Origin of the sequence: Nonomuraea zeae, assembly GCF_005889725.1 — a bacterium.
Classification (GTDB): Bacteria; Actinomycetota; Actinomycetes; order Streptosporangiales; family Streptosporangiaceae; genus Nonomuraea; species Nonomuraea zeae.
The window spans coordinates 20730-42549 of record NZ_VCKX01000001.1 but is presented as its reverse complement, the minus strand read 5'-3'; the positions used below and the strand labels follow the sequence as shown (position 1 = coordinate 42549).

The following is a 21820-nucleotide window of genomic DNA, read 5'->3' as shown; positions in this document are numbered from 1 at the left end:
TTGAGACTAGATGGCATGATCTAAGAGTCAAGGGCACTCTGGGCACTCGAAGTCACGGGAGGCTTGTTGTCGGAACCCACGGGGACCCCGTACACCGTCCCGCGCTCCGCACGGCCGACCCTGAGCCGGCAGATCCGCGACGGTCTGCTGCAGCGGATCGTCAGCGGCGAGCTCGGCGAGGGCGACCGGCTGATCGAGACGAAGATCGCCCTCGAGTTCGGAACCAGCCAGGCCCCGGTCCGGGAGGCGCTCCGGGAGCTTGAGGGCCTCGGCCTCATCGAGGGCCAGCCGCGACACGGCAGCCGGGTGCTTCCCTTCGCCGAGCAGACGATCCGCGAGGCGTACATCCTGCGGGCGGCACTTGAGGAGACCGCGACGCGGCTCGCCATGCTGGCCGGGACCCTCCCGCTGGACCGCTTGGAGGAAGCGGTCGAGGAGATGTACCGCTGCGCCCGCAACGACGACGTGCCCGGCATCGGCCTGGCCAGCGCCCGGTTCCACCGGCACGTCGTGCGGGCCGGCGGCAACGGGCTGCTGACCCGCGCCTGGGAGGTGCTGCAGATCGAGGCGCGTACGGCCATCGCCCTGATGGTCACCAGACCGGAACTCGAGCGGGTCGCCGAAGAGCACCGCGAGCTGCTGGACGTCATGCGCGCCGGAGACGTCGAGACGGCCTGCCGCCACGCCCGCGACCACCAGTGGGCCTACGCCGACACACCGCACGACCCGTACGGAACACCGAAACGCCAGTGACCGCGCCCGCTGACGCGGCATGACCGGCGGCCTGCCGGACGCAGGCTCATTCCCAGGTGATCGTCCGCGCGCTACCCTGCCTCCGACCTCACGGAAACGGAGAGCGTGGATGCGCAGATTAGCCAGATCCGGTTTTGTCCTGTCCTCGGTGGGAGTCATGGTCGCGGCCGCCCTGGTCGCCACCGCACCGGCCGCGTCAGCCGTACCCGCGCGCGGCGACGGGCACCGGGTCACCGTCATGGTCCACGGCTTCGACCGCGAGGCCGACATCAGCTGCTCCGGCGCCTGGAACAGCGCCGAGAACCTGCTGAACGCCAACGGCTGGGGCGACGTCGTCACCTTCGGCTACTACAACAAGGCCACGAACTGCGACCTCAGGCTTCAGGGGACCACCGACACGCGCATCCAGGAGGTCGGCCGCCAGTTCGCGTGGACCGTCTACTACCTGTACTCCAGCCATGACGTGGCGATCGACGTCGTGACGCACTCCATGGGCGGTCTGGTCGCGAAGGCGGCCATCGAAGGCGTCAACCGGTACGGCGTGGGCAAGCCGCCGCCCGACCTGAGCGGGCTGACGGTCAACCCGGACGACCTCGGCGCGACCGTGTGGCCCAGAGCCTGGCCCCCATTCCTGTACATCGAGGACATGGTCACGCTCGCCACGCCGCACCAGGGCATCGGCAGCGCGGTGGTGACCGCGTGCGCCCTCACCCACGAGCAGTGCAGCGACATGCGCCCGGGCAGCGGCTTCATCAGCTGGCTGGGAAAGCAGCCGCTCTCCCAGATGGGCACCGACTACACCTTCCTCGCGTCGAGTCACGACGACACGGTCAGCTCCGATTCGGCGACCAACAAGCGCACCGCCCACCATTGGGCGCTCTACAGCTCGAATGCGGACGGGGGCACGCTGAGCCACACCTCCATCCGGAACACCTCGACCGGCGACTGGCAGGCGACGTACGGCGGGCAGCTCAGCGAGGAGGGTGTGGGCTCCTACCCCGCCCCGCTCCTGCGGATGCTGGACGGCCTGTACGACCAGCAGGCCCAATAACGCACCTTCCCTTCACCCGCGGTGAACCATTCCGGCCGGGAGTGAGGCAGGGGATCCGTCGAATCTCTGCCACGCGCTGAGGGTCGTTCCAGGTGAAGGGCCGGCGTCGAACGTCTGCGGGGCGTCCCGCCGATCGCCGTCCACCTCCACCAGAGCGAGGGCGAGCAGGCCGTGATCCCCGTACGGCCCTGCTCGCACCCCGAACCGTTCAGCACCGGAAGGCGCGACACCCGCTCCTGCGCGTGACCACCGTCGTCCTGGGGATGGCCGGCCTGCGCCGCGACCGGGACACCGCACACCGCCTCGCCGTCGCGGCCGTCTTCCAGACGGGCGTCTACGTGTTCTACGCCGGCGAACGCCCGTTCATCCGCGAGCGGGCTTGATCCGGTTCGATGGTGCCGGCGGTCAGCCCACGAGGCGGAGGGTGGCGATGTAGCTGACCGTCGAGTCCTTGGAATAGGTGGCCTCGACCAGCTCCCAGCCGGTGCCGGCGGCGAGGTCGGCGAGCTCGCGTGGTGCCAGGCACAGGTAGTGGAACCAGGACGTCGCCACGTCGCGATAGCGGATCCGCAGGGTGCGCTGCCCGGCGATGCGGCCTGCCCGCAGGTTCCGCTCGTTGTTGGGCAGGTGTTCGGGATCGTCGGAATCGGTCCTGTTGGTGCCTTGGCCGACGATCACGGCGCCGGGCGCGGCCATCGCGGCCAGGGCCCGCAGGAACCGCGGTGCCCGCTCGCGGCTTTCCAGCAGGCCGAGGTTCGCTCCCATGAGCAGGAAGCTGTCGTATCGCGCCCCGGTCGCGGCGTGCTCGTCCACCGTGCCGAGAACGACTGACCGGATCCCTCGCTGCCCGCACACGTCGAGCGCGCCAGGGGAGGTGTCGAGCGCGGTGACGGCGAAGCCACGGTCGAGCAGCGCGCGTGCGGCTCGTCCTCCGCCCGCGCCGATGTCCAGGACCTTGCCCTTGAGTAGATCCAGTGCCCGGCGTTCGTCGTCCGGCCACTGCTCGATCGGCGCTAGCCAGGGCGCGACGGGAAGGGACTTCACCAGGCCGTCGTCGCGTTCCATGATCTGGAGCACCGGGGCGGCGTCCGGAGTCTGAGCCGCCAGGTAGGCATCGCGCAGCATGTCTCCGATCGCGTCACCGACGCGCGGACCGAACCGATCTCCCTGGCCGTCGCGAGGCTCCTCCTCAGCGTCAAGAGTGCGGAGGTCGGGAGCGGTCATGGTGTCTCCTTGGCTGGGGCTGGGGCTGGGGCTGGGGCTGGGACGGGCAGCAGGGGCAGGGCCGTTTCGCCACCTTCCCGGGCGAGCCGGCGGAAGAAGCCCAGGATTCCGGCCAGCCCGGTCATCAGCGAAGCCGCGCCGGCCTCGCCCGGGTCCTTGATGAAGACCGGGTGGTCGGCCGGACCGGCGCTGCGTGCCAGCAGCTGGACGGCAACGGCGCGGGCGGCGTCCCAACGCCGCGGATCCCCATCGAGGACGGCGAGGTCGATGAGCGCGTTGCCGATGCCGGCCGCGCCGCAGCACTGATCGAGTGCACCGATCCGGGGCAGGGCGGGCTCCATCGCCGTGCCGAGCTCCCTGGCGAGGTCGGTCAGCGCCGGATCGCCGAACGCCGCGCCCGCGTGGAGCAGCGTGCGCGCGATGCCGGCCAGGCCACGGCACCAGGACAGGGCGAGTGGCGGCACGGACTCCTCGCGGGCCTGCCGGGCCCACATCGCCGCGTGCTCGGCCAGCCGTCCGGTGCGCTTGACGGCCTCCGCCAGCAGACGATCGTCGCCGGTACGCGTGCCGGCGCTGATCAGCAACTCGATGACGCCCGCCCGCCCGTGCGCCAGCCCCATGGACGGGTCGACGGCCGCCCAGCGGCGCGGCAGGTCGGCGCCGGCGGCCGGGCCGGATTCGCCGCCTTCGAGGACGAGCTCCGCGCATCGCCGGACGACGGCGAGATGGGCCGCGCCGGCGTCGTGCCGCGACAGCACCAGGTGGCCGATACCGACACCGGCCGCCCCGGAGATCAGGCCGAGCCCGTCCGGCTCCCACTCCGCGTCCGGGACGTACGGCCCCGCGTACTCGCCGGCCGGTGCGATCCCGTGCTCGCCCGCCCGGGCCAGAAAGATGTCGGCGCCCGTCCGGCCGCGGAACAGACCTGGACTCGGGCGGGCAGGCATGGCACGGACGGTGGCGGCCGCCAGCTCGTGCACGCGGTCGGCGACACCGGCCTCGTCCAGATGCTCCAGCAGTTCGAGGCCGATGCCCGCCGTCCCGTCGTGGACGCCGTACGCGAGTGCCGATGGGGCGGCCAGCTTCCGGCGGGTCTGAGCGAGCACGTCGGTGAGGAGATTCGCCGTGATGTCCGCGGCGAGCTCGGGGGTGACGACCGGCGGCGCGGGCAGCCGTCTCGTGCGCTTCGCTTCGGCTCGCCGGATCTCTCCTCCGGCGAGCCTGCGCAGCGCGGCCCGGGCGGTGTCCCCGTCGCCGAGCAGGTCCGCGATGACGCCGATCACCCCGGCCGGCTCCTCGCCATGGGCGGATCGAATCGCCTGGAGCGCGCGCAGGCGAGCCAGGTCGAAGTCTCTCCGCAGCGTGACCGGCTGCAGGTACAGCGCCGCGAACAGCAGCGTCATGGCCAGGGCGTGCAGGTCGTCGGTGTCCTGCGGCGGCTCTTCGCGGCGCTGCCGCGCCGGTGCGTAGCCGTCCGTCCCGCCGGGGAGGTGCAGGCCGTCGTATCCGGCCACGCCGAAGTCGACGATGCTGACCCGGTCGCCGTCGATCACCACGTTCTTCGGCGTGAGGTCGCGCATGACGACGCCGCGCGTATGGAGATCGAGGACGATCTCGGCGAGCCTCCTGCCGAGCGTCTCCAGGGAACGCCGCTCTCCGGCGCCATGCGGCGGATCGATCGGATACGGGCCGTTCCGGGCGACGTCCTCAGCGAGATCGAACGGGCCGGCGTCGGAGGTCACCAGGAACTCGTCCTGGCCGTGCCGGAAGTGGTCCAGGAATCGCGGGACGCCCGGGCAGTCCTCGAGCGCTTGCAGGACGCGGCGCTCGTTGCGCAGACGCATCCGGATGTCGCCGGTGGCCCCGTGCTCGTCCACCAGGGCGCGGGCCTGCTTGACCACGACGTTCGTCCCGTCGCGCCGGTCGACGGCGCGATAGACGTTGCCGCGCGCGGATTCGAAGATCCCCGCGACGACCTGGTAGTGGTGGCCGAGAACCGCCGGTTCGGCCACCGGGTCCTCTTCGCCCCCGCGCAGGCCGGTGAACGGATCGACGACCCAGGCCGGCTGCTCGTAGTGCAGGCCGGCCAGCCCCTCGAACTCCTCGCCGCCGGGCCCGTCGATGCGGGCGGCGAACCGTCCTCGCGCGCCTGACTCCTCGACCCGCACGAACGGGCCATATCGGTAGTACACCGGCGAAGCCTGGTCCACCCGCCGGTCGCTGAGCACTCGCGGTCCTTCGCGGCCACGCAGGAGCTCGGCCAACCGCTCGCCGAGCTCGCGGACGCGCCGCTGGTCCGGATAGATCGTGAACGCCTTGCCGACGCTCGCCGGGGCGCTGTATCCGTCGTTCAGCCGCTTCAGTGCCTGGTGCGAGCGGGCGAGCTTGAACACGCAGCCCTCGGCGAGGAGCAGGGGGAGAAGCTTCTCGACCAGCTCCGAGTAGGTGGCCAACCTGGAGGAAACGTGTAATTTCCAGCCGTGTTCGGGGAGCGGGACATCATCGGGATAGACCGTCAGCCAGGTCGGGCCGAGGCGTATGCGATGGCCGGTCCGTACATGCTCCCCGACGATTTTCTCGATGGTTTCGGAGTCACTGGCTGACCCGTCAGACATTGATGCCATAACGCCAGAAGAGCATGCCGGATCTCTTTCTCCAGAAGACTCAGCACCGCCCTGAGTGCAGGCCGGGTGCTGTCAACCGCCTAGGACAGGCCGCTGTCCTGCGCCAGCGACCAGCTGCTGTCATGGGCCAGGGACCAGCTGCTGTCGTGGGCCAGGGACCAGCTGCTGTCGTGGGCCAGGGACCAGCTGCTGTCGTGGGCCAGGGACCAGCTGCTGTCGGCCTGCAGTCGCCCGTCCTGCGCCTTGACGGTCTCGGGGAAGTGGACGGCCGGCTCCAGCACGTCCGTTCCTGCCTCACGGGGTTCCAGAGTAAGCAGATCGCTCAACATGACTCCCTCTGCATTCGCGCCGCTGTGGCGCGCCGGAAGATCTCTTCCGACGCGGACCACTCTGATCACATACGCCACAAGTGTCAACGGGCGGGGTAAAAGTGACCACGGCGTTGACGATCAAGGGAGAGACGCCGTACGGAAACATCCGGGCTGACGGGATAGTCGGGTAACTTATGATCTTCGGCGGCCGGTCGCCGGCCGACCGTGGATTCACGCGCGCCGGTCGCACCGGCGCGCAGTTCCAGGCGTGTGGCCTGCCTTTCCTTCGAGCACACTGCGGAGACCGGATGAGTCGCCCGGCGGCGGATGCGGAACGACCGGCAAGCTATCGAGATCTGTTCGCCTCGGTGGAATACCGCGCGGTGTTCGGCGCGAGCCTGCTCTCCTGGATCGGGGACTATTTATGCAAGGCCGCGGTGGCGCTGCTGGTCTTCGATCGCACCGGCTCGGTGCTGGCCTCGGCGGTGACCTTCGCCGTGGGGTACCTGCCGTGGCTGACCGCGGGGCCGATACTCGCGGCAGCGGCCGAACGCTATCCCGCGCGCTCGGTGATGATCTCTTGCGACCTGGTCAGGGCCGCGCTCATCGGATTGATCGCGATCCCCGGCGTGCCGGTGCCGGTCCTGCTGGTGCTGCTGTTCGCCGGCGGGTTGCTGGCCCCGCCGTTCGAGGCGGCCCGGTCCGCGCAGCTCCCGCACATCCTGACCGGCGACCGGTATCCGCTCGGCCTCGCCTTCAACAACTCCGTCTTCCACGTGGCCCAGGTCTTCGGGTACGCCGCGGGCGGCCTGATCGCCGGCTACAGCTCGCATGTCGCGCTGCTGCTGAACGCCGGCACCTTCGTCGGCTCGGCGTTCCTCCTGCACCGCCACGTCAGGCTCCGGCCGGCGTCGCTCGCGCACATTCGGCGCACGGGCCTGTGGCGAGAGACCCTGCAGGGGTACGCCCTCGTCTTCGGCGACCCGGTGATGCGGGTCATCGCGTTCATCGCCTTCGCGACAGTCACCTTCGTGATCGTGCCGGAGGGCCTCGCGGCGGCCTGGGCGTCCGAGATCGGCGGTGGAGGCGCGGCCCAGGGGCTCATCATGGCCGCGAACCCGCTCGGCGTCGCCATCGGCGGCCTGCTGCTGACCCGGCTGCTGCGGCCGAAAGCCCGGATCCGGCTGATCCGCCCGCTGGCGGTCCTGGCCCCTCTCACCCTGGTACCCGCGATCTTCGACCCGCCGCTGACCGGCGTGCTGATCCTGGTCACCGCCTCCGGCGTGGTCATGTCGCTGCTGCTGCCGGCCGCCCAGACGTTGTTCAAGGACGTGCTCCCGGACGAATACCGGGCGCGGGCCTTCGGCGTCATGAACAGCGGAATCCAGATCGCCCAGGGCGCCGCGATCCTGACCACCGGCGCCCTCAGCGAGCGCTTCCCCACCTCGGCCGTCATCGGGGCGTGGTGCGCCGCCGGGGTCGTCCTGATGATCCTCGTCACGGCCCTGCCGCTCTCCCGCCCCGAGCCATCGGTGCCAACCACCCCACCCGGAGACTCCTGACGATCTCCTGCACTCACATTCGGTGGAGGAAAGGCAAGTGCAAGCGCCGATGCCGGTTCTGTCCGTCCGGCGTCCCGGCCGGTGATGTGCCGCCTGAAGATGGCGTACCTGAAGGTGGCGTGCCTGAAGATCACTCCAGACGTGAGCAATTGCACTTTGCCGCCCATTGGGCCCGCTGCGGTGCCTCTGGCCTCGCGCCGGTGGTGCCCGTACCAGGGGACCACCGGCGCGCTGGTCAGGCGAGCGTCACGCGTGCGCCCCCCGGCAATTGATCTTGAACGAGTCGGCGTAGCTCTCCCAGACCGCTACGACGGTGTACCCCACGGCGACCTTGGCCGCGTGCTGCCAGGTGCAGGCCGCGTGCAGGTCGAGGGGGATCGTCGCACCGCTGTTCAGGTAGCACCGCCAGCCGGTCACGTTGTCGCCGGTGTGCTTCGCGCCGTTGTAACCGATCGACCCGCAGAAGCCGGCGAGATTCATGCTCCGGTAGAACTCGGTCGATCCCGCCGTGGCGTGGCACTTCCACTCGCCGGCGCTGTCGCCGTTGGTTCCCGCGGTGACCGGATAGCCGGCGGCCACGAGGGGTTTGAACTGCCACTGGCAGGCGCTGATGACCGAGAGGCTGGCTTCGGCGCTGGCGTTGTAGCACCGCCAGTCCCCGATGCCGTGCTGGCCGATCCGCTTGGCGCCCTGGTAGCCGAGCGTCCGGCAGTAGCCGCTGAGGTCGACGCCGCCCAGATAGACGTCGACCGATTGGGCTCTGAGCGGGGCGGCCTGAGCGGGCGAGGCACCGATCCAGGTCGCGCCCAGGCACACCATCAGTACGGCCAGGACGAGCTGACGCAGTCGCATACCGATCCCTTCGTCGGACGGTGGATGCGCCGCGGCCGAAACCTGCCGCGGCGTGCCAAGTGTCAGATCCGTCCGGCAAGCAGGTCTTCGTGACGGCGACACAACGTTTCACGCGTCGTTGCGCGTTCGCGTGAAAGGCGATGATCCACGACGGGCGGCGGGACGAATACGCACGGGCCGAACCAGACCGTTGAAGGGGGAACGGAACGTGGGCGGACTGTTCGAGTCGTTACGTGAGCAGGTGGAGGAGAGCGCGCGGAACGCCGTGTCGGTGTATCTGCGCGAGATACCCGAGTACGAGGACGTTCCGATGGCCGGCGGTGAGCGTGACGACCAGGCGAGCATGTACGGTTTCGCGGTCTACATCCGGTCCCGGGGTCTCGACCTCGCGCCGGTGGGCCGGCCGCTCAGCGTCGAGGACCTGTCGGTGATCTCGTCGGCCGGTCGGCGGCGTGCCGAACTGGGGCTGTCGGTGCTGTCACTGCAGCGCGTGCTCGGGCTGCACACGCATCTCAGGCTCCAGGAGATCCACAAAGTGGCCGGCCCGGAGGACGGCAACGACCTGCTGCGGATGCTCGGCTGGTTCGGCGCGCAGGGGGTCCGGGCCAGGAACGCGTACCTGCACGGCTACACCGACGGGGTCGGCCGATCGCGGACGCTGGCGACCCGCAACGAGCTGCTCGCCCGCGCACTCCTCGCGGACGAGCCGGTGGAGCCCCACCTGGCCGGCCTGCTGCGGCCGCTGGTGGCCTCCCGCTACGTGGTGTCGGTGCTGCGCGTGCCCGCCCCGGCCGTGCCGGAGCAGGACCGCTCCGCCATGGTGAGCGCGCTCGCGACCGGTGCGCTGGTCGCCTGGGTGAGCCGTAGCGAGCTGGTCCTGCTGACCCCCGGGGCGGCCGGCGACGCGGTGGCGCTGCGCCAGGTGCGGGCGGCGGTGGCGAGCATCGGGCGCGCCTGCCAGATCGCCTCAGCGGACGGCGTGACCGGTCAGCTCGCCGGATCCCTCACCTGGGCGCGGGAGGCCGCCCGGGTCGCGCCGGCGGAGGACCGGCCGGCGCGCCTGTACGTCCTCGCCGACCTGTTCGTCGAGATGGCCGTGGCGAAGACGCCGGAGATCGACACCTGGCTCCGCGACTTCGCCCGGCAGCTGTCCGACGGGCCGGACCTCGTGTCAACGCTGCATGCCTACTACCGCCATGACATGAACCGCGCCGCCGCGTCGGCCGCGCTGCGCATCCACCCGCGCACCCTGGACTATCGGCTGCGGCGCGCCCGTAAGGTGACCGGCATCGAGCCCGGCTCGACCCTCGGCGTGCGGATGCTCGGCACGGCGGTGGCGCGCCTGCTCGCCCGGTGAGGCTGTCACGAGCGCGTCGCCGGGCCGATTCGCACGAACCCCGGGCCCCGCGCGGAGCTCACTCCCGGCCCGCGGCGCCCCCCGCGGGCACCGGGTGGGCGACCGCGGCCAGGCGGGCGGCCACGTCGGCCAGGTCCAGCCTGTTGGCCTGCTCGACCAGGGAGACGGGCTCGGCGGGTAGCGCGGCGATGCCGTTGAGCGCGCCCGCGACCGCCGCCGCCATGCACCCCACCGTGTCGGAGTCGCCGCCGGCGGTGGCCGCCGCGACCGCCGTGCCGAACGGGTCGCCACCGGCCGCCACCAGCAGGCCGATGGCCGCCGGGCAGGCCTCCGCCGCGGGCAGCCCGGTGCCGATGACGGCGGCGATCCGCTCGATGGCGTCGTCCAGGTCGCGGGACTGGACGGCGAGGGTGACCGCGAGGTCGATTCGCTCGGCGACCGACGGCCCGGGGACGCGCCGGCCCTGGTCGGAGCCCAGCCGCTCGCCGAGCTCCGCGCCGTGCCGCGCCGCCCGTACGACCTGGAACAGGTCGGCGCCGTCCACGCAGGCCGCGGCGGTGGCGGCGGCGATGGCCGCGGCCCCGGCGACGCCGATGTTCGTGTGGTGGCTCGGCACGCACGTCAGGTGCGCGGCGCGCACGGCGCCCTCGATGTCGCCGGGGTGCACCAGGCCGGCGGGAGCGACCCGCATCGCGCCGCCGTTGCTGGTGCCCTCGCTCATGGTGCGTCCCGCCTTGCCTGACTCCCAGGGGCTGTCGCCGGCCTTGAGCCGCTCGATCGCCCGGCGCGTGGTGGGGCCGGCGAAGCGCGGGAAGTAGTCGGGGTTGCCGGACCAGCCGACGAGCAGGTCGGCCATGATCTCGGGCGTGACCTCCCCGCCATGCGCGATGAACGCCTCGGCCAGCAGCAGCATCTGGCTGGAGTCGTCGGTGATCTGGGCCGGCCCGCGCCCGGCCGCGTACGCCGCGTCGGGCAGCGGCGCGTGGAAGGTCTCCACCCGCCGGCCGAACAGCTGCCGGATCTCCGGTATGGAGCGTTCCTCGGTGGGGGCGCCGAGCGCGTCGGCGATGCAGGCGGCGGCCAGGCTGCCGTGGATGCGGTCCAGAAGTGTGGTCATCGGAATCCCTGGAAGCGAGGCGAGGCCCGTCAGGTCGCGGGTGGTGGTTGATGGGTCATGTACGCGAGCACGGCGAGGACCCGGCGGTGGCGGTCTCCGCTCTCGGCGATGCCCAGCTTCTGGAAGATGCTGCGCATGTGGGTCTCGACGGTGCGTTCGGCAAGGGACAGCCTGGCGGCGATCCCCGCGTTGCTGTGGCCCTCGGCCACGAGCGCGAGCACGTCGTGTTCGCGCTGGGTGAGCACGGTGAGCGCGCCCTGGTGCCGGGTGGGGGCAAGGAGGGCGGCGACGACCTCGGGATCGAGGGCTGATCCGCCGTCGGCGACCCGGCGGAGGGCGTCGAGGAAGTCGTCGACGCGCAGCACTCTGTCCTTGAGGAGGTAGCCGAAGCCGCCGGAGGCGACGAGAGGGACCGTGTGGCGGGTCTCGATGTGCTGGGACAGCAGGATCATCGGCAGGCCGGGATGCGCCTGCCGCAGGCGGCGTGCCGCGCGGGCTCCGTCGTCGGTCATCGAGGGCGGCATGCGTACGTCGATGACCGCCAGGTCGGGCAGGTGCATGGCCACCGCGTCCTCCAGCGCGTCGCTGTCGCCGACCCCCGAGACGACCTGATGGCCGGCCTCGGTGAGCAGCCTGATCAGCCCTTCCCGGAACAGCACCGAGTCATCGGCCACCACGATGCGCATCAGCGATCTCCACCTCCACCCGGGTGCCGCCCCCATGCGGGCTGTGCACGTGCAGCTCGCCTCCGACGGAGGCGACCCGGTCGCGCGTGGAGGTGAGCCCGGTGGTGGCGCCGCCGATCCCGTCGTCCGTCACTCGCACGCGCAGTGCCCCTTCCGCGGTCTCCGTCACGTCGATGGTCACTGTGGACGCTTTGGCATGCTTGAGGGCATTGGCGTAGATCTCGGCCACCACGAAGTACAGCGTCGCCGCCAGGACCTCGGGCACCGCCACGTCGGCGACGGACAACCGTACCGGAATGGGCGCGTCCGCGACCAGGGCCTGGAGCGCGGCGGCCAGGCCGTCGTCGAGCCGGCTGGGCCTGATCCCGTGGGCCAGGCGGCGCAGCTCGGCGATCGCGCCCTCCAAGGTCTCGACCACGGCGTCCAGGTCCGCGTGCTCGCCGGCCGTGGCGGGGAAGCGGCGCTGCAGGGAGCGCAGGCGCATGCCGGCGGCGACGATCTGCTGCTGGGCGCCGTCATGCAGGTCGCGTTCCAGCTGCCGCCGCTCCTCCACGGCGGCCATGGCCAGACGGGTACGGCTCTGGCGGACCTCCTCCAGCGCGGCCCGCAGCTCCAGCCGCAACCGCGTCACCTCGATCGGCAGCCTGGCCTGCCGGGCCACGTCCTTGGCCAGGCGCAGCCGGCGGACCGAGGACGTGCCGAGCACGATCACGCCGACCTCGGTGTCACCCGTGCGCAACGGGATGCGGGTCCGGCCGGGCGCGGGCACGGCGGGGGCGCCGGACAGGTCGACGTACTCGCCCGGGCCGCTGTCCGGCAGCCTGATCAGCAATTGGAGCCGCGGGTCGGCCAGCGCCTCGCGCAGCACGTCCAGGACGGACTCGGGCTCGGCCGTGCCGTCGCGTACGCGGGCGACGAACCGCTGGACCCTGGCGTCCACCCGGTACCGCTCGGCGTCGGTCACCCGGCCGACGAGCTCGTTGACGCGGCGGTGCAGAGGCAGCAGCGCCAGCGCCGTCACGAACGCCGCCGCCGTGGTCCCAAGGCCGCCGGCGGCCGCTCCGGCCACCTCGCCGGCTCCGTACACGACGGCGGCGAACACGGCGGCCGACAGCAGCGAGGTGAGCAGCCACGCCAGCGACGAGCCGAGCAGCCGATCGACGTCGAACAGATCATGCCGCAGCACCGCCACGGCCACCGCGGACGGGATCGCGACGAGCATCGCCAGCAGGAACCCCGTGTAGGCGACGATGACCGGCGCGCCGTACGCCTCCGCCACCCACCCGGCGCCCAGCAGCACCGGCACCAGTCCGGCGCCCAGCAGCGGCCACCGCAGCTGCAACCGGGTCACCTCGTCACCCCGCCGGTACCGCACCAGCAGGCTGCACAGCACCGCGGCCAGGACCGCCAGCAGCACCCCGAACAGCACCACCGTGATGGCCGTCTGCGCCAGGTCCGGCAGGCCGGCCAGCGTGGCCTGGCCGGCGTCGGTACGCAGCCAGGAGATCGCGGCATTGGCCAGCACGCCGGTCGCCACCGCGCCCCACGCCACCGTCCGCCACCACCGCCCCGGCAGCATCCCGGACGGGAAGACCAGGCACAGCGCGGCGAACCCGGCCAGATTCCACACCCAGGCGCCGAGCTGCACCACGTAAACAGCGTCGGCGCCCGGCCACGGGTGCGGCGTCAGAGCGCTCTCTCCCCATTGCTCCAGCGCGAACACCGCGGCCGGCGCCGCGCCCACCCACGCCAGCGCGGCGCCGACGGGCACCTGCGGCGCCCGCCATCCGACCAGGCAGCCGATCAGCACCGGGATCGCCAGGATCGTCAACGTCACCGCGGGCTCACCCGGCCGGCCGTCCACCCCCGCCGAGACCGATAACGCCACCTGCAAGGCGGCGCCCACCGCGAACACGCCCACGGGCGCGGCCACCGGCCGGCGCAACGATCTCCGGACGTCCATCTCGCCATGATGCACGGGACGGGCGGCCCGGGACATCCGTGCCAGCACGTGCGTGGCCGCCTCCTCGCCGATCCGGCGCTGGCCCGGATGTGCCGGGCCCGGCCGCCCGGCCACGATCGGTGCACACCGGCAACAGGTGCAGGAAAGGACCGACCGTGGAACTCATCGTCATGCTGCTGCTGCCCCTGCCACTGGGCTACCTCGTCCGGTCGCGGGTCGCCGCCTACCTCGCCTACATCGGCGCGCACTCCTTCGTCTTCACCTTCCAGACCATGACGCTCACCAAGGCCTGGGTCGGCGGGGCCTACGACGCCTTCGCCAAGGATCCCAACCAGCCCGAATGGCCGTACGCCGTCGTCAACCTCGCCATCTACGCCGCCGGGCTCGGCCTGGTCGCCCTCGGGGCCTGGCTGCGCGACCGCCGCCGCGCCCGGCGCTCCTCCGACGGGATCGACCTCGCCGCCCCCGGTCGCGCCTGACCCGCCCAAGCACACCCATCAGAGAGGACAAACATGTCCATCACAGCAACCCGCCGCGCCGTCGCCGTCGCCCTGACCGCCGCGGGCGTCGTCCTCGCCGGCATGGGTACGGCCCACGCCGATGGCCCGTACTACACCTTCGCCGCCAAGCACAGTGGCAAGTGCCTGGACGTCAAGGACGGCAGCACCGCGCACGGCGCCCGCGTCCACCAGTGGCAGTGCATCCCCGGGCTGAACAGCCAGCAGTGGGAGCTGCGCCCGCTCGACGACGGCTCCTACGGCATCGTCAACCGGCGCAGCGGCCGGTGCCTGGATGTGTACAGCGCGAGCACCACCGACGCCACCATCGTCGTGCAGGCCACCTGCTACTTCAGGAACAACCAGCGGTGGTGGATCAAGGACGACCCCGCCGACGGCTCGCGCCCGCAGAAGGTCATCGCCAAGCACAGCGGCAAGTGCCTGGACGTGGCCTGGGCCGGCAAGACCGACGGCGTCAGGCTCGTCCAGTCCAGGTGCTGGAGCGGCGCCAACCAGACGTGGCAGGTCAGCAAGGTCAGCTAGCGCCGGTGCCGGCCGAACCGGTCCGCTCGGACGTGGCGCGCCGGGCGGGCTGCTGGACCCGCGTTCCGGTGATGGGCTCTCCGGGTTGGAGCCCCGGGAACCCATCACCGGGAAAGCGTCAGGCGCCGCTGATCGCCTTGTCGGAGCGCAGTGTCTCGGCCCGGGTCTGCAGGAACGTGCGCAGGGTCTGCGCCTCGGCGTCGACCTTGGCGTCGTCGGCCTTCTCGTTCAGCTTGTAGGAGGTGACGAGGTCGTCGAGCAGGCCGGAGGCGGTGCCGTCGCTCAGCAGCTTGGCGTACAGGGCGCGGTACTGCTCCTCGTAGAGCTTCTTGAAGGTGGCGTTCTTGAGGAACTTCTCCTTCAGGGGGTGGCCCATGCGCATCCCGCCGCCACCTTGTGCCCGCCCCTGCTGCTGGGGCTGTGCCTGCTGGCCCTGCTGCTGGTTCTGCTGCTGGTTCTGCTGGGGACGTCCCCGGCCGAAGCCGCCCATCCCGATCGAGTCGTTCACCCCGCTCTTGGCGTCGCCGTTGAAGGCGAGGTTGAGGTCCCAGGTGATGACCTTGAACTTCCTGGCGGCCGTGTCGTACCACAGGTAGTAGTTACGTCCGGGGCCGGCCATGTCGTCGAAGTTGACCATGAGGTTCTGCAGGACCAGGTAGCGGGCGAACGACTCCACGTCCAGGCGGTAGGCGAGGCCCGCGGCGAACTCGGCGTCGGAGGCTTCGTTCACCCATTTGACCAGGTCGATGACCGGCTGCAGGTCCTTGCCGCCGACCTTGTTGATCTGCTTGAAGTCGGTGGTGTACTCGGTCTGGTCCTCGCCCTTGTAGGTGAACGTGCTGGTGGCCAGCGACTTGTACAGCACGCCGTCACCGAGACCCTCGGCGTAGCCCTCGTCCAGGTACTCCACCACCAGGCGCGGCGTCGAGGAGCGGTCGTTGACGGTGAAGGAGCTGTAGGCGGAGCGCTGGGTCGGCTCGCCGGAGGCGCCGACGACCGAGATGCCCAGTGCCTCGTTCAGCATCGTCGTCGAGCCCATCGCGGCCGGTCGTACGGCCACCTGGCTGTGGCCCTGATAGCGGCGGCCCTCCACGAACTCGTCGAAGCTGATCAGCCACGGCAGGTTCTCCGGCTCCTCGGCCTTCAGGGACGAGCCGAACATGCCGCCTCCGGGCGGCCCCCCATTACCTTGCGGCTGCCCTGTCTGAGGCTGCCCGGTCTGAGGCTGGCCGGTCTGAGGCTGGCCATTGCCGGGTGGCTGGAAACCCTCAGGCGGCTGGAAACCCTCAGGTGGCTCGAAGCCCTCGGGTGGCTGGAAGCCCTCGGGCATCCCCTCCGGCCGCTGCCCGCCACCGGGCACGGCCCGCCGCTTGGACTGCCCCTTCCAGGTCAGTCCCTGCAAGGTGGAGTTGCCCTTGAGCCGGACACCCACGCTGGGGATGCGGGTGCCGTCGACGGTCAGGTCGGCTTCGACGTACTTCTTCTCGCCTTCCTTGAAGTACTCGGTCAGCATGTCCTCATACGCCTCGTCGGTGAAGGTGAGCTTCACCTCGTGCGCCATGGAGGCGTCGAACAGGTCCTTGGTGCCGGTCAGGTTCGTGGTGACGGTCCTGGCCTCGGCGGCCTGGGCGGTGGTGACGTACGGGCGGATCGTCCCGCTGCCGAACACGCCCCAGCACGCCGCGAGGAACGCCACGCACAGCGCGACCAGCTTCCAGTTGTGCCGGAGTTTGACCGGAATGCGGTGCTTGAGCTGCTTGGACTGTGCCATGTGCCGGGCCTACAGATCGGTCTGGTCGTACCCGGTCAGGACGGTGACCGACTGGCCGTGGTTGCGCTCGCGGAGGGCGGCGATGAGGTCGGCGGGCTCGCTGCCCTTCTTGATCTTGACCGTGTACATCAGCTCCATGAGCGCGCCCGCCCTGATCGACTCCATGCTGACCAGCTCGAACTCGTCGGTGTGCCGGATCAGCACATCCTGGATCGAGGCGGTGAAGTCCTCGTCCGACGGGACCTGGACCTTGACGACCTGGCGCCGCACGTTCAGCTGGAACCAGTTGAACCGGCTCATGACCATGATGATCAGCGAGATGGCCACGGCGGCGACGATGCCCAGCAGGTAGAAGCGGGTGCCGACGGCCATGCCGACGCCCATCACCAGGAAGATGAACCCGACATCGCGTGTCTCCTTGATGGCGTTGCGGAACCGCACCACCGACAGGGCGCCGACCAGCGCGAAGGCACGGGCGATGTTCGAGCCCACGACCAGCATGATCAGCGAGATCAGCATGCCCAGGATGACCAGCGTCTGCACGTACGACTGGCTGTAGGACACGTTGCGGTGCGTCGCCCGGTACACCCAGCCGATCATCGCGCTGAGCACGAACGACAGGGCCATCGCGATCGCGATGTCAGCCACGCTGAACGTGCCGGACAGGTCCTGGAAGGAGAAGTCCATGGGGGGTCATGCCTCCGAGAGAACGGTCGGCCGGTCGCGGCCGAGGTCGTGGTCGTGGTCGGGAACGTGGAAGATCGATCGCGGGGCCAGGCCGTGGGCCTCCACGCTCTGGCAGTACTTGGAGACCCGCACCACCTGCAGGTTCCGCTTGGCGGTCAGGTCGGTCAGCCAGTACGGCACCCGCTCGTTGGCCTTGACCTCGACGATCGACTTGCGGGCGGGGACGATGAGCCGGTTCTCGCTGTCGGCGCCGAGGTGGAAGTCCCGGTCACGGCCGCGGATGCGCTGGTCGAAGGTGACGCGCAGGCCCACGTCGGCGTCGCGTCCCATGTAAGCGTGCCGCTGGTAGCCGGTCATCGCGACGGCCCGCAGGTCCAGGCGGAGGACCAGGTCGAGCACCTCTTCGAGGAAGGCCGCCTGGGAAGGCTCGTGCTCGACCATCTCGCGCCGGTCGCACAGCCGCAGCGCGTCCCGGTACGGCAGGCGTACCCGGCGCTTCTGGGTGACCCGGTTGATCCGCTGCTTGATCTCGACGAACACCGGCGTGCCGTCCTGCACGGCGAACCGGTCGCCGTAGTGGCGGATCCGCAGCTTCCTGCGGAACTTCAGGCCCTCGATCTTCTCCCAGTAGAAGCGGAGTTGCCGGGTGTCGTAGTAGACGCTCCAGATGCCGTAGCCCTGGTCGCCGCTGTGGTGGTCGCGATCCAGGCGCTGCTCGATCTCCTCCCTGAGCGCGGCCGCCTCCGCCGCGTCCACGAGATACTTGATCTCGTACCGGTTGAAGGCGTGCAGCCTGCTCGGCGCCCGCAGCCGGTGACCCAGGTCGCCACCCGTCTCCGCACCGGGCACCGGCTGATCGCCACTGCCGGCTGCGGAAACGGCTGGTTTGCGGAACCTTTTCAGCATGTCCCTCCTTACGTCAGCACACATCTGACAGCACGAAGCTGGGAATAATGTGTGAACCGCGCCTGACGCGAAGGTGAATGACGGGTGTGGTGCGTCGCCCTACCCGGCGGGCGGCTAGAGCAGCACGTGGTCCGCCGTGCCTGGCGGCAGCCAGTGGAACAGGTCGCGGATCCGCTCCGGTGCCCGCCGCAGGTCCCGCTCGATGCCGTCGCGTCCCTGCCGGAAGTGCTGCCATCCCTCGTAGTGGACGGGCAGGACCGTGCGCGGGGCGATGGCCTCGCACAGCCGTACGGCCTGCCTGGCGGTCATGGTGTAGCGCAGCGGCCCCGTGAGGGGGAAGCCGACGCCGCCCAGATGCAGCAGGACCGTTCCCGGCCGGATCCCGGCGGCGGCCCTGCGGAGCGCGCGATGGTAGACGGTGTCGCCGGTGATCCAGAGCGGCCCGTGCTCCTGGCCGGGCCAGGTGAGCGAGAAGCCGATGACGTCGCCGACGATCGGCCTGCTCAGCGGGGGCCCGTGGCGGCAGGGGGTGGCGGTGATGTCGATAGCCGGGCGTCCGGGCGCTTCCAGGCGGGTGGTCCGGCCCGCGCTCAGCCCGCGGGCGGCGGGCAGGGAGCGGGCGCCGGAGGCGGTCGTCACGATCGTGCCGGCGTCCGGGAGCAGGGCGCGTCCCGCATCGTCGAGGTTGTCGCCGTGGTGCACGTGCGACAGCAGCACGGCGTCGACGGGCGGCAGGCCGGCGGCGGTCACGGCGGGACCGGTGAGCTTGCGGGAGGACGTCCCCCAGCCGAAGGAGTAGGTGCGGCCCGGGGGATCGAAGGTGGGGTCGGTGAGCAGCCGCCAGCCGCCGAACTCGATCAGGACCGTGGGGCCGCCGATATGGGTGAAGCGCGCTTTCGTCATGGAATGGTCCTCCCGGCGGTGGTGAGCTCCGGCGCCACGACCTGGGCGGCGCCGATCAGGCCCCTGGGGCCGGCTTCCCTGGCGGCGTGCCCGGAAGCCGGCCCCCGAGGTCAGGAGTGGTCCAGGGCCCAGGCCAGGGCGTGGTCGGCGATCTCCTCCCAGCCGTCCTGGGCAGGCAGCAGGTGGGCCCGGCCGGGGTACTCGACCACTTCGGTGACGGTCTTCGGCGACTTGTAGTGCGCGGCGTTGGATCGCTGGATCTTGGGCGGCATGAGGTTGTCGTTCTCACCGGCGACGAACAGCAGCGGCTTGCGATCGTCGTTGTGGTAGTTCACCCAGTTGTCGTCCTTGCCCGGGTGGACGTTGGCCAGCGCGCTGCCCCAGAAGATGTGGCCGGAGGCGGGGATGTGGTAGCGCTCGTACGTCGCGCGGGCCTGGTCCTCGGGGAAGGTGTTGGTGAAGGCGTAACGCCACTGGTCGTAAGTGAACCCGACGGCCTTGTGCCGGTTGGCCGGGTTCTTGAGCACCGGGAAGGTGGCCTTGAGCTGGGACAGCGGGATGACCTTCACCCCTTCCGTAGGGGCGGAGTTGATGGCCACCCCGGCGGCGCCGTACCCGTGGTCGAGAAGGATCTGGGTGAACACGCCGCCGGCGGAGTGGCCCATGATGATCGGCGGGGTCTCCAGGCCGCGGATCAGGGTCTCCAGCGACTCGATGATCTGCGGGACGGTGACCTGCTCGATCGGGGTGGGGTCGGCGGTGAGCGCCTCCACCTCGACCTCGAAACCGGGGTAGGCGGGGGCGAGGACCTTGAAGCCCTTGGCCTGGTAGTGGGCGATCCAGTGCTCCCAGCTGCGGGGCGTGACCCAGAAGCCGTGGATCAGGACGATCGTGTCGGGTTTCATGGCGGGTTTCCTTCGGTTAGAGGGATGGGGCCGTGCTGGTGGCTCGTCAGGAGTTCAGGAAGGCGAGTAGGTGGCCAGGTCGCCGGCGTAGGTGTCCAGGTCGGTGTCGCGGGTCTCGGGGGCGAGCGCCACCGCGACGTACGAGATCACCGCGCACACCGTGATCAGCAGTGCGATCGGCCAGGACGCGCCGCCCGCGCCCGCCACCAGCGCCGTGGCCACGAACGGGGCGGGCCCGCTGGTGAGCGCGGCCGTCCACTCGCGGGCGATGGCGATGCCGCTGTAGCGGTAGCGGGTCTGGAACAGCTCGGTGTACAAGGCGGCCTGCGCGGCGAACATGGCGGTGATGCCGCCCCCGTAGCCGAGCACGACGGCGACGATGACCAGGACGGGGTCGCCGGTGCCGAGCAGCCAGAACATCGGGAAGCCGAAGACCGCGAGGAAGGCCGCGCCGCCGAGGAAGACCGGCCGCCTGCCGACGCGGTCGCTCAGCAGCCCGAACAGCGGGCCCGCCACGATCGCCACCGCGGCGCAGGCGACGTTGGCGAGCAATCCCACGGTGGCGGGCAGGCCCAGGGTCCTGGTCACGTACGACAGGACGAAGACCTGGATGATGTAGCTCATCGCGCCGAAGGGGGCGTTCGCCACGAAGACGATCAGCAGGCTGCGCGGCTGCCGCCTGACGACCTCCAGCATCGGGAAGCGGCTCAGGCCGCGCGAGCGCTCGCGTTCGAAGATCTCCGACTCCGGCACCCGGAACCTGAAGTACAGCCCCACGCCCACCCCGGCCAGGCTGAGCAGGAACGGCACCCGCCAGCCCCACGTCTCGAAGAACGGCAGTGCGGCCGCCCCGGTGAAGACCAGCGTGGCCAGCAGGATGCCGGCGGAGACCCCCGCGCCCGGCAGCGCGGCCCACAGGCCGCGCCGCCTCGGGTCGCTGGCCTCGGCCGTCATGACCAGGGCGCCCGCGTACTCCGCTCCCGCGCCGAAGCCCTGCGCGACCCGCAGCAGCGTCAGCAGCACGGGCGCGAGCAGACCGGCCGTCTCATACGTCGGCAGCAACCCGATCCCGGCCGTGGACACGCCCATCAGCAGCAGCGTCACCACGAGCATCTGCCGGCGGCCGACGCGGTCGCCGAAGTGGCTGAACACCGCGCCGCCGACCGGCCTGGCGAAGAAGCCGACCGCGAACGTGGCGAAGGCGCCGAGCGTGCCCGCGACCGGGCTGGCGGAAGGAAAGAACTGTTCGTTGAAGACGAGCGCCGCGGCCAGGCCGAAGAGGGTGAAGTCGTAGAACTCCACGACGCTGCCGATCACGGCGGCGTTGACGACACGCCTACTGGTCATGATCACCTCCGTGGCCGAGCACCCGCGTGAGGAAGCGCCCGGCCTGGTCGATCGCCGCCTCGGCGGCGTGGGTGCCGCGCAGGGCGTTGAGCGTGACGAAGCCGTGGATGACGCCCTGGTAGCGCGCCGCGGTGATGGCCACGCGCGCCGCGCGGAGCTTGGCCGCGTACGCCCTCCGCGAAGTCGTGGTAGGAGCCGGTGTCGAAGGACGCGTCGGTGACCGGGCAGAACAGCACCTGCCCGGCCAGCCCGCGCCGGTCGAGCAGGCACAGCGCCGCGGCCAGCGCGCCGCCCTCGGAGTCGCCCGCCACCGCGATCCTGGAGGCGTCCAGCCCGTACGCCTTCCCGCGCGTGCGCACCCAGTCGAGCGCGGCCCCGCTCTCCTCCAGCGCGACGGGATAGCGGGCTTCGGGCGCGCGGCTGTAGTGCACGAACACCACCGCGGCCGTCGCGCACAGGGCCAGCTCCCGGGCCAGCCGCCCGTGGGTGTGCTCGTCCCCGAAGACCCAGCCGCCGTGCAGGTAGAGCACGACGGGGAGGAGGCCGCCGGTCCGCTCGGCCCGGAAGACGGTCACGCCCGCCTCCCGCAGGCGTTGCCGCGAGACGCCCGGCACTGCAGGCTCGGGGCGCTGGACGTCGCCGACGGCCGTGCGGGCCTGGTGGGGCGGTATGCCGTACAGGTAGGGCGGGTTCGCGGTGGCATCGGCGAAAGCCTGGGCGGCGGGCTCCAGCACGGGCTTGGTCATGGGCGCTCCAAGGAA

21 protein-coding genes are annotated in these 21820 nt (G+C 71.0%); 7 read left to right on the top strand and 14 right to left on the bottom strand.

Translation table 11 applies throughout. The features are described from left to right. Nucleotides 1-66 precede the first annotated feature (66 nt). The 3 genes from ETD85_RS00185 to ETD85_RS62775 all read left to right on the top strand — a co-directional run bounded on the left by ETD85_RS00185 (nucleotide 67) and on the right by ETD85_RS62775 (nucleotide 2187). Nucleotides 67-753, top strand: a complete 687-nt coding sequence (locus ETD85_RS00185; protein WP_170246429.1) for a GntR family transcriptional regulator — start codon at nucleotides 67-69, stop codon at nucleotides 751-753. Between the two features lie 148 nt (nucleotides 754-901). Then, the gene (locus tag ETD85_RS00180) at nucleotides 902-1804 is read left to right on the top strand and encodes an esterase/lipase family protein (protein WP_138687488.1); all 903 of its coding nucleotides are present in this window, start codon (nucleotides 902-904) and stop codon (nucleotides 1802-1804) included. Nucleotides 1805-2046: 242 nt separating this feature from the next. Beyond that, nucleotides 2047-2187: a hypothetical protein gene (locus tag ETD85_RS62775; protein WP_170246428.1), complete on the top strand. Its 141-nt coding sequence runs from the start codon at nucleotides 2047-2049 to the stop codon at nucleotides 2185-2187. A 22-nt stretch (nucleotides 2188-2209) separates the two neighbouring features. Here ETD85_RS62775 and ETD85_RS00175 read toward each other — a convergent pair whose 3' ends face one another. The 3 genes from ETD85_RS00175 to ETD85_RS00165 form a co-directional block, all read right to left on the bottom strand. Continuing rightward, nucleotides 2210-3028, bottom strand: coding sequence for a methyltransferase domain-containing protein (locus ETD85_RS00175; RefSeq protein WP_206057993.1), 819 nt, complete (start codon nucleotides 3026-3028; stop codon nucleotides 2210-2212). After that, nucleotides 3025-5643: a class III lanthionine synthetase LanKC N-terminal domain-containing protein gene (locus ETD85_RS00170; protein ID WP_449290116.1), complete on the bottom strand. Its 2619-nt coding sequence runs from the start codon at nucleotides 5641-5643 to the stop codon at nucleotides 3025-3027. The genes ETD85_RS00175 and ETD85_RS00170 overlap by 4 nt, the downstream gene beginning before the upstream one ends. 89 nt (nucleotides 5644-5732) lie before the next feature. Beyond that, on the bottom strand, nucleotides 5733-5933 hold the full coding sequence (locus ETD85_RS00165; protein WP_138687486.1) for a hypothetical protein: 201 nt from the start codon (nucleotides 5931-5933) through the stop codon (nucleotides 5733-5735). Nucleotides 5934-6331: 398 nt separating this feature from the next. Between ETD85_RS00165 and ETD85_RS00160 the strand changes: the two genes are divergently transcribed. After that, a complete protein-coding gene (locus ETD85_RS00160) occupies nucleotides 6332-7525 on the top strand; it encodes an MFS transporter (protein WP_170246426.1) in 1194 nt (397 codons plus the stop codon). 246 nt (nucleotides 7526-7771) lie between these two features. Here the strand turns inward: ETD85_RS00160 and ETD85_RS00155 are convergent, their stop codons facing one another. Next, complete coding sequence (locus ETD85_RS00155) at nucleotides 7772-8377, bottom strand: hypothetical protein (protein WP_138687484.1); 606 nt, start codon at nucleotides 8375-8377, stop codon at nucleotides 7772-7774. A 208-nt stretch (nucleotides 8378-8585) separates the two neighbouring features. Between ETD85_RS00155 and ETD85_RS00150 the strand changes: the two genes are divergently transcribed. Continuing rightward, nucleotides 8586-9734, top strand: a complete 1149-nt coding sequence (locus ETD85_RS00150; RefSeq protein WP_138687483.1) for a PucR family transcriptional regulator — start codon at nucleotides 8586-8588, stop codon at nucleotides 9732-9734. A 58-nt stretch (nucleotides 9735-9792) separates the two neighbouring features. Here ETD85_RS00150 and ETD85_RS00145 read toward each other — a convergent pair whose 3' ends face one another. From ETD85_RS00145 to ETD85_RS00135, 3 genes are read right to left on the bottom strand one after another with little or no spacing between them, the layout of a single operon-like run. Further along, nucleotides 9793-10851: an ADP-ribosylglycohydrolase family protein gene (locus tag ETD85_RS00145; RefSeq protein WP_138687482.1), complete on the bottom strand. Its 1059-nt coding sequence runs from the start codon at nucleotides 10849-10851 to the stop codon at nucleotides 9793-9795. A 29-nt stretch (nucleotides 10852-10880) separates the two neighbouring features. After that, nucleotides 10881-11537: a response regulator transcription factor gene (locus ETD85_RS00140; protein ID WP_138687481.1), complete on the bottom strand. Its 657-nt coding sequence runs from the start codon at nucleotides 11535-11537 to the stop codon at nucleotides 10881-10883. After that, a complete protein-coding gene (locus tag ETD85_RS00135) occupies nucleotides 11515-13500 on the bottom strand; it encodes a sensor histidine kinase (RefSeq protein WP_138687480.1) in 1986 nt (661 codons plus the stop codon). The genes ETD85_RS00140 and ETD85_RS00135 overlap by 23 nt, the downstream gene beginning before the upstream one ends. Nucleotides 13501-13655: 155 nt before the next feature. On the opposite strand from ETD85_RS00135, the gene ETD85_RS00130 reads away from it, so the two are divergent. Both ETD85_RS00130 and ETD85_RS00125 read left to right on the top strand, forming a co-directional pair. Next, on the top strand, nucleotides 13656-13979 hold the full coding sequence (locus ETD85_RS00130; RefSeq protein ID WP_138687479.1) for a hypothetical protein: 324 nt from the start codon (nucleotides 13656-13658) through the stop codon (nucleotides 13977-13979). A 33-nt stretch (nucleotides 13980-14012) separates the two neighbouring features. Next, nucleotides 14013-14540, top strand: a complete 528-nt coding sequence (locus tag ETD85_RS00125) for an RICIN domain-containing protein (RefSeq protein WP_138687478.1) — start codon at nucleotides 14013-14015, stop codon at nucleotides 14538-14540. Nucleotides 14541-14658: 118 nt separating this feature from the next. Here ETD85_RS00125 and ETD85_RS00120 read toward each other — a convergent pair whose 3' ends face one another. The 7 genes from ETD85_RS00120 to ETD85_RS00090 all read right to left on the bottom strand — a co-directional run bounded on the left by ETD85_RS00120 (nucleotide 14659) and on the right by ETD85_RS00090 (nucleotide 21805). After that, nucleotides 14659-16311 carry a CotH kinase family protein gene (locus ETD85_RS00120; protein WP_138687477.1) on the bottom strand — a complete coding sequence of 551 codons (1653 nt, stop codon included), beginning with the start codon at nucleotides 16309-16311 and terminating at the stop codon, nucleotides 14659-14661. A 9-nt stretch (nucleotides 16312-16320) separates the two neighbouring features. Then, entirely contained in the window at nucleotides 16321-16998 is a 678-nt protein-coding gene (locus tag ETD85_RS00115; protein ID WP_138687476.1) for a DUF4956 domain-containing protein, read from the bottom strand. Nucleotides 16999-17004: 6 nt separating this feature from the next. Beyond that, nucleotides 17005-17904: a polyphosphate polymerase domain-containing protein gene (locus ETD85_RS00110; RefSeq protein ID WP_138687475.1), complete on the bottom strand. Its 900-nt coding sequence runs from the start codon at nucleotides 17902-17904 to the stop codon at nucleotides 17005-17007. Nucleotides 17905-18018: 114 nt separating this feature from the next. Beyond that, the gene (locus ETD85_RS00105; RefSeq protein WP_138687474.1) at nucleotides 18019-18807 is read right to left on the bottom strand and encodes an MBL fold metallo-hydrolase; all 789 of its coding nucleotides are present in this window, start codon (nucleotides 18805-18807) and stop codon (nucleotides 18019-18021) included. Nucleotides 18808-18917: 110 nt separating this feature from the next. Continuing rightward, nucleotides 18918-19712 (bottom strand): alpha/beta hydrolase, encoded by a 795-nt coding sequence (locus tag ETD85_RS00100; RefSeq protein ID WP_138687473.1) that lies wholly within the window; start codon nucleotides 19710-19712, stop codon nucleotides 18918-18920. Nucleotides 19713-19766: 54 nt separating this feature from the next. Further along, nucleotides 19767-21059, bottom strand: a complete 1293-nt coding sequence (locus ETD85_RS00095; RefSeq protein ID WP_138687472.1) for an MFS transporter — start codon at nucleotides 21057-21059, stop codon at nucleotides 19767-19769. Between the two features lie 2 nt (nucleotides 21060-21061). Further along, the gene (locus ETD85_RS00090) at nucleotides 21062-21805 is read right to left on the bottom strand and encodes an alpha/beta hydrolase (RefSeq protein WP_240778689.1); all 744 of its coding nucleotides are present in this window, start codon (nucleotides 21803-21805) and stop codon (nucleotides 21062-21064) included. Nucleotides 21806-21820 lie beyond the last annotated feature (15 nt).

What these genes read in the sequence shown, in the direction of transcription:
- ETD85_RS00175 (WP_206057993.1), bottom strand. Translation starts at nt 3,028, where the DNA reads ATGACCGCTCCCGACCTCCGCACTCTTGACGCTGAGGAGGAGCCTCGC.
- ETD85_RS00170 (WP_449290116.1), bottom strand. Translation starts at nt 5,643, where the DNA reads ATGTCTGACGGGTCAGCCAGTGACTCCGAAACCATCGAGAAAATCGTC.
- ETD85_RS00155 (WP_138687484.1), bottom strand. Translation starts at nt 8,377, where the DNA reads ATGCGACTGCGTCAGCTCGTCCTGGCCGTACTGATGGTGTGCCTGGGC.
- ETD85_RS00145 (WP_138687482.1), bottom strand. Translation starts at nt 10,851, where the DNA reads ATGACCACACTTCTGGACCGCATCCACGGCAGCCTGGCCGCCGCCTGC.
- ETD85_RS00140 (WP_138687481.1), bottom strand. Translation starts at nt 11,537, where the DNA reads ATGCGCATCGTGGTGGCCGATGACTCGGTGCTGTTCCGGGAAGGGCTG.
- ETD85_RS00135 (WP_138687480.1), bottom strand. Translation starts at nt 13,500, where the DNA reads ATGGACGTCCGGAGATCGTTGCGCCGGCCGGTGGCCGCGCCCGTGGGC.
- ETD85_RS00125 (WP_138687478.1), top strand. Translation starts at nt 14,013, where the DNA reads ATGTCCATCACAGCAACCCGCCGCGCCGTCGCCGTCGCCCTGACCGCC.
- ETD85_RS00120 (WP_138687477.1), bottom strand. Translation starts at nt 16,311, where the DNA reads ATGGCACAGTCCAAGCAGCTCAAGCACCGCATTCCGGTCAAACTCCGG.
- ETD85_RS00115 (WP_138687476.1), bottom strand. Translation starts at nt 16,998, where the DNA reads ATGGACTTCTCCTTCCAGGACCTGTCCGGCACGTTCAGCGTGGCTGAC.
- ETD85_RS00110 (WP_138687475.1), bottom strand. Translation starts at nt 17,904, where the DNA reads ATGCTGAAAAGGTTCCGCAAACCAGCCGTTTCCGCAGCCGGCAGTGGC.
- ETD85_RS00105 (WP_138687474.1), bottom strand. Translation starts at nt 18,807, where the DNA reads ATGACGAAAGCGCGCTTCACCCATATCGGCGGCCCCACGGTCCTGATC.
- ETD85_RS00100 (WP_138687473.1), bottom strand. Translation starts at nt 19,712, where the DNA reads ATGAAACCCGACACGATCGTCCTGATCCACGGCTTCTGGGTCACGCCC.
- ETD85_RS00095 (WP_138687472.1), bottom strand. Translation starts at nt 21,059, where the DNA reads ATGACCAGTAGGCGTGTCGTCAACGCCGCCGTGATCGGCAGCGTCGTG.
- ETD85_RS00090 (WP_240778689.1), bottom strand. Translation starts at nt 21,805, where the DNA reads ATGACCAAGCCCGTGCTGGAGCCCGCCGCCCAGGCTTTCGCCGATGCC.